Consider the following 14,808-nt stretch of genomic DNA (forward strand, 5'->3'; position numbering starts at 1 on the left):
GTTCCCTTAATATTGTTATTATTCAATAATTATAAATTTACAATTCCAACAAACATTAGGAATGTTTGTTCAATACCTATATCTGTTGGGCAAATGTTGTTAATTTAAACCTAGCTTTCTTTTTACATCAAGGGGTATGTCATTCAACATCCTTCCATACAGCTCTTCACAAGTATTCTGAAGTAATTTTTTATTTTCTTTTGTTAATTTAACCGTACTTGCTTTCAACTCTTCCTTAGTTTTGTGCTGATACCCCTTGTTAGGCTTATTGATTCGGTCATATTTCGCTTTATGAAGTTTACTGTTTACGCCATTAAAGTAAGTTATTAACCCTGCTGAGTATGTATTGCTGTTGAACAATGGCTGAGGTTTTTTTCCAACTCTTCTAGCGACTTCTACTTTTGAAATAGTCCAATACTTTTTATATTTATAACTACCTTTATCCGGATGACCACTAATGAAGCGTAACTTTTCCATTTTAAGATTGTTTATTGCTGTGTAAGCTTCTTTGGCAGTTGGATGAAGCAAAATCCATGTTAAATCTTTATCAACTTCTATACCCTTAGGCTCTTGAATCCTTTCTTCTTCCAGTAAAAAGTCATCGTAGTAATTTATACTCATTACGACACCTCCTCAGAGCTGACCGCCATTTCTATTGTTTCATTTAAAAAATCAATATATTTCTGATAAGGTGATTCATCGTAATTTTTACCTAGCTCTTGTATACGTTTTAGAGCTAATCTAACAGTCACTAAATGTGATCTTTTGATAAACATTGGAAGGTTGGGGTTTCTACAAGCTTCAACATCTGGTTTGACATAAACAACAGTGCCGTTGTAGTTTCCTTCTTCAAAATCACCATTGATACAACCTAAGCAAAACTTAGGTTCAGCTTTATGCCGCTGAGGTATACCACCCTCTGAGCACTTAGCGTTGGCAAACGTACCTTTTCGCAACACGCACGTATTCCAAGGATTAACTTTAATATCAATTATTCTGTTATTCGAAACCATGTTTGCTAATTTTTCATACTCTTCTAATGTATTAACCTTGGTAATAGCAACAGCTTTATTTATGAACCGATCAAACATACCAGCATAATGTCTTCTTTCCTCATTAATGCTTTGGATTCTAGATCGCACAATGTGATTTATTGTTGTTCTCTTAGCTACCTGCATTATAGCCTTAGCTTCCTTACCCTTCAGATAGGCCATAAAAAATCGGTCATCAATGTGCTTGAAGTTTGCTCGGATAAACTTGCCTATATCGCCTTTATATCGTCTTAATACTGCTTCTGCCCATACATGTCTTAATGCATGTGGGGTTGCATTAAATATACCTTCTTTAATCTCGTCTATTATTGCTCTTGTATCCGAATCGCTGATATTGACATGATTTATTTTAATGTATTCCAAAGTTTCTTGAGATAAGCGGCTTTCTAAAATTTCAACTGCAATCTCATCAAGTTCACCATTGGCATAAAGTCTAATAGTTTCGGCAACACGTAAGTGTTTCTGACCGATTTTATAACTGCGAGCAATTAGCTGTAAGACCTGATTATCTTTTCTGAGTTTGTCTCTAAGCTCTATAAGTCCCTCGACTACAGGACTATTCAAATCATATTTATCTGTCAAATACTGCCTTCTTTTTAATTCTACTAAATTGCCATCGGTATCTTTAACAGTTAGTAATTCAAGCTCATCTAAATCCAAAAATGTTTCGTATTTTTCAGGAAATCTTACCCAATGCCTCGCTACCATACCGCGAACATGACTCCCAATTAGCGTAGTGTCTCCAAATTTAGCTGAAGTCAACGCAAAACCATTGTCATTTTCCTCTGTAAAAACAGACAATTGCCTAATAAGAATTGCAGTGGATAACGTTATCTCTCTTTCCAGTAATGTTTCACCATTTGTCTTTGGCGAAATCCATTTAATGTAAAATCGAAACGGTGAATAAACGGCATCTGAAATATCTTTATTAACAGTAGATTTTAACGATGATTCAGGAAACCCGTATTCACTTGCTCGCCAGCCCGTATAAGCTACCAGAGCCGTTACACCAGCAGCTTCAACATCCCTGAAAAAACTCCCCATTTTGGCATTAGTTCTATCACGAAATAGATCTAAGTATTCGTCCAGAAGTACTTTCGTTTTCTCTAAATTTAAAATTTGTTCGCTTAAAGCATCGTCACAATAATCATCGAAATCTTGTAATGTAAAGTCGATCCTGAAGCCTGCGTTATCACTATTAATACACGCAGCGTATTCTGACAGTATATGCTCTCTTTTTTTAAGCTGACCATCATAAAAGCGAGCATACATCAGTGATCTCACGAATTCATAAGAGTCAAAACGAGTTTCGTCCAGTTTTAACTCTGATATTATTTGATTAAGTTTATATATGTTAAACGCATGATACTTAACTACTATTTGGTTATATTTATTAGCAATTAAATTGCAGAGTTGCTCTTTATTTTCACTAAATAAGGCATCCCACTTGTATTGATTTCCGTTCTCTACTAAATCGAATCCTAGTTCAATAACAGCACTACGAAGAGCTGTAGCAAAAACAATATGTTGCTCAAAGAAGCTTGCACAATAATCAACATAATGTTTACCCACATCCAAAGTTAAAAAGTCAAATGTTCCGCCTTTTTTATAATCTGCCAAAGTCATATCTATTTGCGCTAAGCACGCTGTATTAAACGCTTTGTTTATATCATCCTCTTGGATATTAGGAACAACGCCTTCTACGCCGTGAAGGCGCAAAGTTCTTGTAATACTCAATAAGTTAAACATTTTAAATCGAGAAGCATAAGCTGGAGATGACAGGCGTCTAACAAAGGTCCCGTCAATAAAATCGTGAGTAAGAGCCAAACTAAAAAAATCCTCTATCTTAGTTTCATCTAACGAGTCGATGTTATTTTCCCGCAGAAATGCAAAAAGCACTTTTAACATTTGTAAATACCAAACACCTGCATAATCCACCGAGTTATTATGTCTTTGTTGTAAAAAAAGCCACTTGGCAAAGTCGATAATCTTCAAATTAATGAACTCTTCAACTTCAAACTCAATTCTAATACTTGATTTGAAATTTAAAGTTTCATTATTGAAGTCTTCAAAATATAACGTTGCATACCAATTTTCCACTTTTGTATTATTTGAAGAAAAAGGAATTACCCATTTATGACTTTCAAAGGAAGCATGTCCGTTAGGATCAATTAAACGGAGCATGTCATTACAATGCTCTAAGAACCTAGATTTAGAATTATTAATGTAGCTAACTGAACTAACTAAATTTTTCACTTAGTAACTCCCAGTAAATGCGGTAAAAATGGGTGGTAGATCTTTTTTATACTTTTTATATAACTTCTGACCTTCTGCAACCGTTTCATTGCTAAACAATCTGTTAGATAAAACTGCTTCTATCCATTCTGCCGTGGGTAACGCCTCTAGAAACAAGTACTCTGGTGCTCGTTCAAAGATTTTTTGATGACAGCGTTCTATTTCCCCTAAGTAGTGTAAAAACTTAAGAACAGTTTCCGGTGAATCAACAAGATAAATGTTATCAGGCAAACTATCTTCACTGTGTTTATTTGATACCAAGAAACCAAGGTCATTGACCTTGCCATCACTTTTGCCAGTAACAACTTTTAATAGTGCCAAGGTATTATCTGCCTTTAATTTTAGGGTTTGTAATGCACTTTTTATTGTTGTGTTATATTCAGAAACTTCTGACTTACTAGGCCTTAAGACATTTAAGGAAATATCATTCATTACAGTGCGAGTAATTTTTCCGCAGTTATCTATCCAAGTTTGATTGTCTTCGGTACGATAATTAGTGCGCTCTGTTTCATTCGTATGAGAGTTGTAATTAGTAATTCGAGTTGGGTCAAAGTTATCTGATTGAGAGTGTACCTTTGAGTTCTTAACTGCTTCCGAACTAAAGATACGAGTCACCGTTGGTGTTTCGCAGTTTAAAAGCCAGTTAGTATTTTTTCTCTCATAAGCCTCTTTTCGAATACCTTTCTCACATATAGCCACAACACATTCGATGAATACGGGTGAAACCTTTTCTTTTAATAACTGGGTATTTAGCACGTCACGAATATGAGATTTCCCTAAAAACTTGAAAAACAGCGAGATGCTTGTTGTTATTCCCATTTTGGATTGTAACGAACCATCGTTATCAATTAATTTGCTGTTGACTTTAAGGCTGTCAGTACGGTCATTTAGAAAAGCAATTATTGAAGTACCTAGTACCGAATTTCCTTCAACTGCTTCTATTTCATGATAGCTTTTTGCGCGAGACTTGAAATAGTCTGATTCTATTTGAGTAACTTCTCCTGTTTGTCTTTTAGAAAATCTAAAATCACTCAATTTTATTTTAAACAAATCATTATATGGTACCGTTTGATATGACATTAATAGCGCAAATAAGTAATTTTCCCCTTTAGAAATTGGGATCTTTCTTTTTTTTGCTTGCGAATATTCAACTAGCTCTTGAATAAAGTCCGGTGTAAATAAAAGTGAGCTTTCAGTTACCTGACGAAAAACTGTGACTCTTTTATTAGATATCTTTGTTGTTTGGGTTGCTATTTTTCCTGTATTCCAAAATTCGTCTTTAGCATACTGTTGTGCCTCTTCCACGCATTGAGAATATATTAGAGACTCTAAAGCTGTATTGATTATGCTATCGGCTTCGATACCAGTAAGAACATTTCTAAGTTTCTCAAAAAAATCTCTTTTATTAGTTAAAGTAGCAACTTTAAATGCTGCTTCATCTACTCGAAACTGCTTACTTTCGCGTCCGCCTTTATAATTATCTAAATGAGGACGAATCAATTTCGCGGGAAAATATTTTGGTTGAACCCTCTTCTTATTAAACAGATCAATAAGCGCGTGTTTTGCCTTATTAATTTCAATTAATGCGCTGCTAATTGTAATTTGGAATGACCACATCAATAATTTTGGTGATTCAGCTCTTTTATATAGTTGCGCACCAACACCGATATCATCTCTTCTTAACCAAGAGTGAAAGCCAAAGTAATCAGTGAGTGTAGTTTGCACACTACCATCACTTACTGCGGGTTTGCTTTTTGATAGTAAATCTAAGTATCTATAATCATTGGTTGCAAGTAACTCGTTACCAAAAGGAACATAATTGAGCGCTTTGTTAATCAACCGTATTAATTCGATCATTCCTGTGCTTTGAGTCTTTACTCCATCGTTTTCAACCCGATAAGATTCAAAACACTTTAAGATATTTACACGATTAAATTGATCTATTTTTAGTACATTTAAATAAATCATAAACTTCGGAACTATATGAGATAATGTTTTACGATAGCCTTCAGTCCCCTCATCAAGAACAAATGTTATATAATTTGCAGCGTATAAAGCCGCAAATATCAATCGCTTCTCTTGTGATTCTCCATCTTTGAGAATTATGATTTGCGACTTTGCCCCCTGATATTCGGGAACAATAAATCTATCCACATCAAATGGCTCAAAATCAACTGCTCTAACTGTTTTTTTGCTCGAAAATTCGGCCAGCATCTCAGCTTGTTGCTTTAATAAGCTAGCTTCAACGTTATCCATATGAGCACTCCAAGTATGATTTTTCTTGATCACGCTTTTCCTTAGCAGACCTTATGTATTTTCTTGTTGTTATTGGAGCATCTTTGCCCTGAGCTTCATGACCCAATAATTCTGCTACTAGCAAATATGGCCTAGATAAATGCGTAACACTTTCAAGCTCAAGCCCATCTTCCTCAATAGCATCATGGAACTTATCTGTACCATAAGAATGCCTGAGAATGTGGTATGAATGTTTATCGTCCAGCATATGAAGATAATCTGGTAATAGTCCTTGCTGTTGTTTATCAATTACTAAGCCCTGCGTCTCACTAAAATCTCTAGAGCCTTGGTATTCCTTAATCCCATGTACAACACCACTTTTAGGATCTGTTAACAACAAGCTATCCTCAGCACATTCGGGTCTTTCAGTCTCGTAATAAAGTTTAAATCGCAACATGACATCACGTGGAATATAAATCCATCTAGAAATGCCGCCAACACCACCTCTGCGGCCTTTAGTATATTTACCTTGAAGCCAATATTTGAACTCTTGCTTTTGTTTGTTAAAGGGCTTATTGAGTTTTGTTTCAATATCTATTTCCTTGCAAAACGATTTTATTCCTGAATATGATCGGCCACCAACTTTAAAATCGCTTAGTAATAATCCCATATTTTCCTTTGTACGAAGGCCGCATTCTCCACCTGCACGCAAAATACATTCGACTCGCAGGCTTTTAGCATTTGCATAAAGTTCAGCTCGCATGCGTGGAGACAAATACTTAATAACATTTCTCCTTTTAGTATTATCCCTTGCAATAGATTTGTTTTCACTTTTGACACTGATCTCTTTAATGTTGGTAAATCCATTGAAAGCTAAATAGTTGTAGTAATATATTAAGCCTGAGACAGCTTTTTCGATCATTTTCTCGCTGGTATTACGATCTAAAATCAATACATTATTTATGTAATAATTGATTACTTCTTCAGGTAAGTTGTGGTGTGTAGTTAGCGAAATTGTAGATGAGTTTTCTGAATAACTTTCAAGCCATAAAAGAAACTTTCTCAACTCATAAAAGAATTCGGTAATTTTTTTCTTTGATAACGTTACTTTATTTAGCTCAGCGTCTTTAATTCGGCGCTTTCCAGACCCATCGATCCATGTTAATTTGTATACTTGTCTATTTTTATAAAGCGAATGTAAATATAAGTTGGGTAGCAACAATGGAATACCATCAGAGTCACACATCATCTTTGTTTTATATTTTTCACTTTGAAAGTTATACATCATCTATTTCTCACACCACGTCTAATTACATACTAATTTATCTTTCAAACAATGGATACATTTTTATATTTATTAGTGGGTGTCTGTTTTCCTTTGGTCATGGTGGTGAAGTGGCGCTACATTTTATGATGCGCGATCACGGTGGCTTTGAAGGCAACGGTCAAACCTTGCGTATTGTGTCTAATTTAGAGCCTTTTAGTGAAAGTAACGGGATGAATTTAGCCCGAAGAACCCTACTTGGCTTAATTAAATATCCCCAAACACTTGAGCAACTTACTGCCAAAAAAACACCAAATATTCCAACCTCGTTTCGACAATTAAAAGCCAATGACTGGCACCCGCCTAAGGGTATTTATCAAGATGACTTAGATACATTAAACTGGATATTAGCACCTTTATCTGAAAAGGATAAAGCCCAATTTCAACAAATTAATGTGCGCAAAACAGGCCATAACAAAACCATTTATAAGTCGCTTGACTGTTCAATAATGGAATTAGCTGATGATATTGCCTACGGGATTCATGATTTGGAAGACGCCATTGTAACAGGCGTAGTAAGGCGAGAAGATTTTGAGCAACACGTTATTAATAAACTTCAACATTTAAATGATGAATGGCTACAGCAAATCAGTAATCATTTATCAAAACAACTCTTTAGCCAGAAAACCTATCAGCAAAAAGAAGCGATTGGCGGTTTAGTTAATTACTTGATCACCGCTATTACACTCGTTGATTTAAATGAAACTGCAGGCACCAAATTTGAAGAGCCACTGTTACGTTACAATGCACAGCATCCAAAAGTTGCCCGACAAGCATTACAAATATTTAAAGACTTTGTTTTCGACTTTGTGATCAAACGCACTGAAATTCAACATCATGAATACCGCGGCCAACAAATAGTAATGGAGTTATTTGAAGCGCTAGCTTCAGATCCTATGCGTTTATTACCTAATAATGCCCGTAACCGTTATCAACATGCGGTTGAAAATGGATTAAACAGTTACCGCGTTATTGCTGATTATGTATCAGGTATGACTGATGACTTTGCGACGAATCTTTATCAAAGTTTATTTGTGCCAAGTAATACTCGTAATCACCACGACTTACATATTTAATAGCCCAAAAATGCTTGATATTTACATGGGTGAAAGCGCCCAAAAAACACTATTAACACAAGTAAGTAATCATCAAATCCTCAGCCACAAGTATAGACGACAATTTTCAGCTCACCCCAGTATTTTGATGAAGTTGCGGATAATGCTATATCCGTGATACGGTGTGTTTCATATTCAAATACTTTTGAATATGAAACACAATATGTAGTCAAGGATGATTATTGTGATGAGCAAATCAATAGATAGGCTTTTTAAATCATCATTAACGTCCTTGAATGATACATGTTAAATTAACTATTATTTAAGGATTAATAATATGAAAGCATTGAAAGTTGCCGTATTAGCATTTGCTAGCATAATAACATTATCATCAACCGCTCAAACGTTAAACACAAATGAACTTAGCGGTAAAGAGTTGCTTCAGGAGTTTAATTACAATTATCCTGAGTTAGCCAATGATGATAATTTTACAAAAATGGTTTACCACAACAAAATAACTGGAATTAAAGTTTTTCTCTCTAAAAATATGCCGTTATTAAAATTTAAAACGGTTGTCAAAGGTGGTGACATAACACCTCAATTTGCTGTTCAATGCGCTGATAATGAAGATGAAGTTTGTACAACAACAACAAAGAATGGGCGCGTAATAAAGCAGTCATGTGAATGTGTTGCTGGTGGAGAATAAAACATTTACACTTTCCCCTCCTATTGAACCCCTAGTAATTTAACAAAGCTTACTATCGGCTTAAAGTTGCATTAAAGAAATACAAATTATTTATTAGAACAAAATAACTAAATACATTCTAGACAAGGAATTCATGTGAATAAAACATTTTTCTTTCCATTACTTTTTTCAGTCACAGCTTTAGCTACGGAGCAAGTTCCAAAATTAAGTGGAACCATTAATATATCTGTTAATTCAGGCACTATTGACGCCAATTTCCAACTTGATAACATTCCCAAAATTAAAGACTACTTAATATTCTTAAATACAGGATTCAACATTCAATATTTTAGAAATGACAAAGATAAATTCAATTATGCATTTGAAAAATCTTATAATACTAATTTTTCATATGAGAGCTTTGGTTATTACTTTCCAGACAATACAGGTAAAAATAAATTTTTACCTGCTTCTATACAATTTAAATATACAGGAAAATTTCCAGTTATTGATAATATGGACAAAGCAAGTGATCGAGGAGACTGGAAGGGGAATATAGCTTTCAATGGAAAAACTATTCGAGCAGACGGACTTCAAACCGCATGGTATCCCGTTTTATATGATATTGAAAAAGATAAGCGATATGACGCGGTAACTTATGACATTGAAGTTACTTGCATAGATTGTAAATCAATTTATGTAAATGGTAGTGATCCTATTTCAGCCACGCACGGAATATTTAAAAGAGAAGAGCTGACATCGGTCGCTTTGTTCGCAGGTGATTATGATATTGATAAACAAAACAATAGTTATTACTTAAATTCAGGATTATCAAAGCAACAAATGTCTGAGTTAGGAAATATAACAGCTTCATTCAAACAGTATTATCAATATAATCTGAATTTACCTTATGGTGAAAATGTTGTTTATATTCACACCACACCTACATCGAAAAAAGATTCTTGGATGTTTGTGACTTACCCATTAATTGTAGCCATAAACCATGAAAAAAATGGGTTAAGTGGTTTAGTTGACCAAGATAAATCAGGTTGGTTTAAGCCTTATATTGCTCATGAATTAGCACATTATTATTTTGGTACTTATCGTGTATTTAATTCAGAACTTGGTGACATGTTTTCAGAATCATTAGCAGAATATCTTTCATTAAAGTTAACAAAAAAATTAATTGATGAAAAAGTTTACTTAGAAAACATAAATAAGAAACTAAGTAATTTAGCAGACAAAAACTTTGTCGCAATTAAAAATATTAAAAATAAATCTGATTACAGTAACAGAAATCGTTATGTCTACACTTATGCTCCTATTGTTTGGTTAGCTATTGAAAAGGAAATAGGTGAGGAAAAAATGTGGCTATGGATCAATAAGATGCTTACTGTTGAAACAGAATTCACCGATTATAAATTTATGATAAAAACATTAGCTGAAGTGTTAGACGATGATGAAAAATTGGCCTTCTTAGTTGAAAATTATTTTGCAAATAAAGAAGCAATAAATCAAGCCAAAATTTTACTTAAATAAACAAGGTCCAACACTTAAACCATGCTTAATATTTACGTGGGTAAAACTGCCCGAGAAACACTATTAACTCAAGGTTTTAAACAAGACCTATTCACCTCAATGTTAGGCGCTAGCGGTGGGCCCAAGTGGTTTACGCTTTTTGGCTTAGATAAGTATTTATTTGGTGAGTTCTTTAAAGAAAGAAGTACTGAGCTTAACTTAATTGGCTCTTCTGCTGGTGCTTTTCGTTTTGCTGCTTTAAGTCAAAATGATCCTGTAACCGCTATCACTCGGCTTGCTAAGCATTATAGTGAGACTGTATATTCAAAAAAGGCAAATGCCCAAGAGATCACCACCAAAGCACGTGAATTACTAGCTGCTGTGTATGGTAAAGATGGGATAGAGCAAATTATTAACAACCCTATTTTTAAAGCACATTTCATTGTGGCACGTTGCCAAGGGCTAACAAGTTTTGAAGCCAAACCACTACAACTTTTAGGCTTAGTAACAAGTGTGATGCTCAACAAGGTTGATCGTGGCTTGTTACGCCATCAATATCAACGTATTGTTTTTCATCATCCAACAAGCCAATTAACCATAAGTGATAACCACCGCTTTAATGATGTTTATCAGCCGTTAACTCATGCAAATTTAGCCGATGCATTGTTAGCTTCTGGTTCGATACCGCTGGTGATGCAAGGTATTAAAGATATTAATGGTTGTGCCAAAGGAATGTATCGCGATGGTGGTATTATTGATTATCATTTTGACTTTCAGCTAAACCCTATTAATGGGTTAACTTTATACCCTCACTTTAATGCTAATCCAAAAGCAGGCTGGTTTGATAAAAGTTCAACTCGTGCTGTTAACATAAAACATTACGATAATACGGTAATGTTAGTGCCTTCTGATGAATTTATTCAGCAACTACCTTTTCAGAAAATACCTGACAGGAAAGACTTTACCGAGATGGATGCCGATACTCGCATTAAGTATTGGCGGAAGGTATTATCAGCAACAAATTATTTGGCAGAAGAGTTGGACAATATCATTCATCGTCCAAACTTATTAGCCAGTAAACTTAAAACAATTTAATGTTATACCAGTTTCATTAAATAAGTGATCTATTTTATACGAAGTGAAAATAGTCAAATACAAGGCATTTATTTTCATAACTAGTTGTTCTAATTATAAAATAAATAACGCAGTAGTTGATTGTTTTAACCAGTAGAAATGATCACATAATTAGTGAGATTGGTATTATTATAAACAGCCTCTGAAACGTTAAAAGGTAATTTCACCTTTTAGGTAATCTGCGCACTGCCCTGTTAATACCACTCTGTCCTCTAGTAATTGGCAATGTACTTCTCCACTTCGACTGGAGCATTGCTTACCGATCAATGTCGTTTTATTTAATTGCTTTGCCCAATACGGAGCCAATAAGCAATGAGCCGAGCCTGTAACAGGATCTTCTTCTACATTTAGTGTTGGGTAAAAGCATCGAGAAACAAAATCTGTGTCAGTTCCTCTGGCGGTAACAATAACACCACGACGATCTAATTTATTCCATGCAGTAAAATCAGGTTGAAGCGATTGTACTGCTTGCTCTGACTCTAACACGATAAAGTAGTCAAAATCTGCTAATAAAGCTATGGCTTTTGTGTCATTTAAACCATGGATAAGTGCTTGAGGAGGATCACATTTTTTCGGCATTGACGCTGGAAAGTTCATCGATAGCCCTGCACTGGTCTTTACAACAATTAGCTCACCGCTTTTAGTTATGAAACTTATTTTTTCTTGCGAGAATGCTAAATGCTCAAATAACACATGTGCAGTTGCTAATGTTGCATGTCCGCATAAATCAACTTCTTCAGCAGGAGTAAACCAACGCAACTCTACACTTTGGTCATGCTGAATAAAAAAAGCAGTTTCTGATAGGTTATTTTCTTGCGCTATTTTTTGTAATATCTCATCTGGCAACCATTCCTCAAGAGGTACAACAGCAGCAGGGTTTCCCTTAAACACAGCATTTGCAAAGGCATCAACTTGATAAATCGATAACTTTTGTTGATCTTTCATCTTTATTTCCATTTTTGGTAAATTGCGCAAGCAGCCCCTGCGGGATCTTTAATAACCGCATAACGATCATCACCCATTGTTTTAATTGCTGTTACGAGTTCTCCACCATTAGCTAAAACCTGTGCAACGGACTTGTCGATATCTTCAACTAAAAAATAAGGTAACCATGTCGGCGGTAAATTATTATTTACCCCTTGAGCGTGACAAATACCCGAAATAGTGTCGCCACTTTCAGGTGATGACATTGCATAATCATTATATTCACCCATTGATATTGATTCACTTTTCCAGCCAATAACTTGTTGGTAGAAATCTTTTACTGCTGTAGCATTTTTAACTGATAAGTCTATCCATGCCATATCGCCTATTGTTGATTTCATTGGTTTATTCCTATGATTAATTTATTAAATTTTAGGGTTTTTAGGGTAATAACGCTCTGGTAATTGATTTATTAGTTCAAAAAATCGTGTGTCTTTGTAAGGGAGTTTCATAAAGCCAGAGATTCCTAACCCCTCAATAGTGGGAAGTAATGTGATAATTTCGGCTAAATGCTCACTGAATTCTTGGGCTTTATCATGATTTAATAACCTTAAATAGCTATGAATTTTTAAATGCGTGGGCAGCACTTCAAAAATAATACAACCTGTATGGTGAATTTGGTTAAGTTTGGCTAATACAGCCATAATTGGCTCTGGCAAATATAAATATTCATCAGGGTCTTTACCATCTTCAAAGTATGAATGTAGTCGTGTAATGTCGTCTACTTCAGCCACATCACTAATATCAAAGTTAATTTTTTGTCCCTCAGCCGCAACAAAGGGCTCTTGCTCACAATTGCGCTCAACGTGTAAGGTGTTTCTCGCATTAAACAAACAGCTTTTGAACACACCCACTCGAAAAATGCCCTGTGCTAAATTAACCATATTATTAACCGCACTTTGAAAAGACACTTTGAGAGACTCGTCAAATAGTCGTAAGCTTGAATCTATATACACGCCATTTTTTTCCCAGCGAATGGCAATGCCCCCAACAACAGGAAAACTACCTAAGCGCCCAACAGCGGCTATAAAAGCTTTTTCAACATCGCCCATCCCCATAAGGTAGTTTTTATAGTATTTTTCAAGCTGTACATCATCAATCTTATTTAATTCGTCATCACTATCTAATTCTCGCAAAAATGATTTGCGCGATCCATAAACAACCGTGTCAATTTCGCCAGCGATAGGTTTAGCCCAAACAGGAATAAGAGGTTTAATTTCCGGCCAAGTAGGCTGAGAAGACAAAACCGTTTGCTTTAAAAGCTTAAGGTGCTTAAACAGATAGTCGCCTGCTTTGTCTCGTATTTTTTTATCATCACTTAACATGCCATCTAAAATTTGAGCAAGTAACTTAGGTAACCCCAAAGAAAGTGGCGTGATCACTTTTGCGCCATACCTGCACGATTGGCCTGATGCTAAAGCATAAATGGTTGCAGCAAAGCCCTGCTCGTCAAAACGAGGAGAAGACATACAACCATTAATTTGTTCTGGACCAATAAAATAAACATCACCTAAACGAGCATTGGTATTTTGTAAATCACTGCTCATTAAGTCCATCACATTATTAGCTGTCGTTTGACCATGCGTGTCTAACTGAGCAACAACAGCTGATCCCCAGTCGACTAAATATATTTTTTGTAATTCTTCGTTATAAACGATATTTGATGGCTTTATATCGCCATGTACATAGGGTTTACCTTTTTTATGCTGCTTTGAGTCACGTAAATAGCGAAGTATTTCAGCAAGTTGAATGGCAATATTCACGATAAGTTCAGGCGCTAGCGGGCCTCGTTGATGTGACAGTTTTTCTAAGTCGATACCTGGCGCACGTTGCATATGTAAAATATTTTGGCGCTTAATTTTATAATATTCATACACTTGAGGGATGCGAGAGTGATTAAGTTCATCTTGAATTTCAGCTTCTTCTGCTAGTCGATCTTGAACATGAGGGGGTAAATTAATACGGGAGAACTTAAAAACATAGGCATTGTTTTCGTCATCATCACCAGAAAAAACAAAACCATAGGCGCCTTTTCCGACCATTGCAATATTATGATAACCCAATAAAGAGAGCTGTTGTTGACAGAGTTTCACCCACTCTTTGAATTTAGTGGCATCTTCATGATTAAGTAAATAGACCGATTGATCTTCTGCAATATAAAAATGCTTAAGTTTTTTTTCTACCAAAGGAGCCCTTACTAAATTTAGCACTTACTTTACTTATATAATATCAACTTAATAATGATTTAATAGCGATTTAAAATGCTTTTATATAAATTGATCTATGTCATAGTGCTGTCACAAAATAAGGGTATCATTACCTCACTTATTAAGCACCTAGTGTTGAGTAAGGATGTTCTCTAGATAGACATAAGTACCTCCTCGTAATTGTTATCCCTTATCGGATATTTGCCTTAGTAATTTTACTAAGGCTTTTTTATTTCCTGCAATAGCACGACAAATAAAAAACCTGCCGAAGCAGGTTTTAAAAACATTAAAAATGAAGTTTACAAAGTTAAACTCGGCT

11 protein-coding genes are annotated in these 14,808 nt (G+C 35.1%); 4 read left to right on the forward strand and 7 right to left on the reverse strand.

The genetic code is table 11. The features are described from left to right. Nucleotides 1–99: 99 nt before the first annotated feature. From QUD79_RS10940 to QUD79_RS10955, 4 genes are read right to left on the reverse strand one after another with little or no spacing between them, the layout of a single operon-like run. Nucleotides 100–621 (reverse strand): hypothetical protein, encoded by a 522-nt coding sequence (locus QUD79_RS10940; RefSeq protein ID WP_184424859.1) that lies wholly within the window; start codon nucleotides 619–621, stop codon nucleotides 100–102. Further along, a complete protein-coding gene (locus QUD79_RS10945; protein ID WP_184424857.1) occupies nucleotides 621–3,308 on the reverse strand; it encodes a hypothetical protein in 2,688 nt (895 codons plus the stop codon). The genes QUD79_RS10940 and QUD79_RS10945 overlap by 1 nt, the downstream gene beginning before the upstream one ends. Then, entirely contained in the window at nucleotides 3,309–5,636 is a 2,328-nt protein-coding gene (locus QUD79_RS10950) for a hypothetical protein (protein ID WP_286288118.1), read from the reverse strand. Further along, complete coding sequence (locus QUD79_RS10955; RefSeq protein ID WP_246454991.1) at nucleotides 5,596–6,870, reverse strand: hypothetical protein; 1,275 nt, start codon at nucleotides 6,868–6,870, stop codon at nucleotides 5,596–5,598. Before QUD79_RS10955 ends, QUD79_RS10950 begins: the two co-directional genes overlap by 41 nt. Between QUD79_RS10955 and QUD79_RS10960 the strand changes: the two genes are divergently transcribed. From QUD79_RS10960 to QUD79_RS10975, 4 genes are all read left to right on the forward strand, one after another. Next, nucleotides 6,804–7,982 carry an anti-phage deoxyguanosine triphosphatase gene (locus tag QUD79_RS10960; RefSeq protein WP_281401849.1) on the forward strand — a complete coding sequence of 393 codons (1,179 nt, stop codon included), beginning with the start codon at nucleotides 6,804–6,806 and terminating at the stop codon, nucleotides 7,980–7,982. The two genes, QUD79_RS10955 and QUD79_RS10960, sit on opposite strands and share 67 nt — an antisense overlap. 316 nt (nucleotides 7,983–8,298) lie before the next feature. Further along, nucleotides 8,299–8,667 (forward strand): hypothetical protein, encoded by a 369-nt coding sequence (locus QUD79_RS10965; RefSeq protein ID WP_184424850.1) that lies wholly within the window; start codon nucleotides 8,299–8,301, stop codon nucleotides 8,665–8,667. A gap of 135 nt (nucleotides 8,668–8,802) precedes the next feature. Further along, on the forward strand, nucleotides 8,803–10,185 hold the full coding sequence (locus QUD79_RS10970; RefSeq protein ID WP_184424848.1) for a gluzincin family metallopeptidase: 1,383 nt from the start codon (nucleotides 8,803–8,805) through the stop codon (nucleotides 10,183–10,185). Nucleotides 10,186–10,206: 21 nt separating this feature from the next. Then, nucleotides 10,207–11,259, forward strand: a complete 1,053-nt coding sequence (locus QUD79_RS10975; protein ID WP_184424846.1) for a patatin-like phospholipase family protein — start codon at nucleotides 10,207–10,209, stop codon at nucleotides 11,257–11,259. A 189-nt stretch (nucleotides 11,260–11,448) separates the two neighbouring features. Here the strand turns inward: QUD79_RS10975 and QUD79_RS10980 are convergent, their stop codons facing one another. Genes QUD79_RS10980 through QUD79_RS10990 form a run of 3 tightly spaced genes read right to left on the reverse strand, consistent with a single transcriptional unit; the run spans nucleotide 11,449 to nucleotide 14,492 of the window. Continuing rightward, nucleotides 11,449–12,243, reverse strand: coding sequence for a PhzF family phenazine biosynthesis protein (locus QUD79_RS10980; protein ID WP_184424844.1), 795 nt, complete (start codon nucleotides 12,241–12,243; stop codon nucleotides 11,449–11,451). Between the two features lie 2 nt (nucleotides 12,244–12,245). After that, nucleotides 12,246–12,623, reverse strand: coding sequence for a VOC family protein (locus tag QUD79_RS10985; RefSeq protein WP_184424842.1), 378 nt, complete (start codon nucleotides 12,621–12,623; stop codon nucleotides 12,246–12,248). Nucleotides 12,624–12,647: 24 nt separating this feature from the next. After that, entirely contained in the window at nucleotides 12,648–14,492 is a 1,845-nt protein-coding gene (locus QUD79_RS10990) for a protein kinase domain-containing protein (protein ID WP_286288129.1), read from the reverse strand. Between the last annotated feature and the right edge of the window lie 316 nt (nucleotides 14,493–14,808).

Origin of the sequence: Thalassotalea piscium (assembly GCF_030295935.1) — a bacterium.
GTDB classification, from domain to species: Bacteria; Pseudomonadota; Gammaproteobacteria; order Enterobacterales; family Alteromonadaceae; genus Thalassotalea_B; species Thalassotalea_B piscium.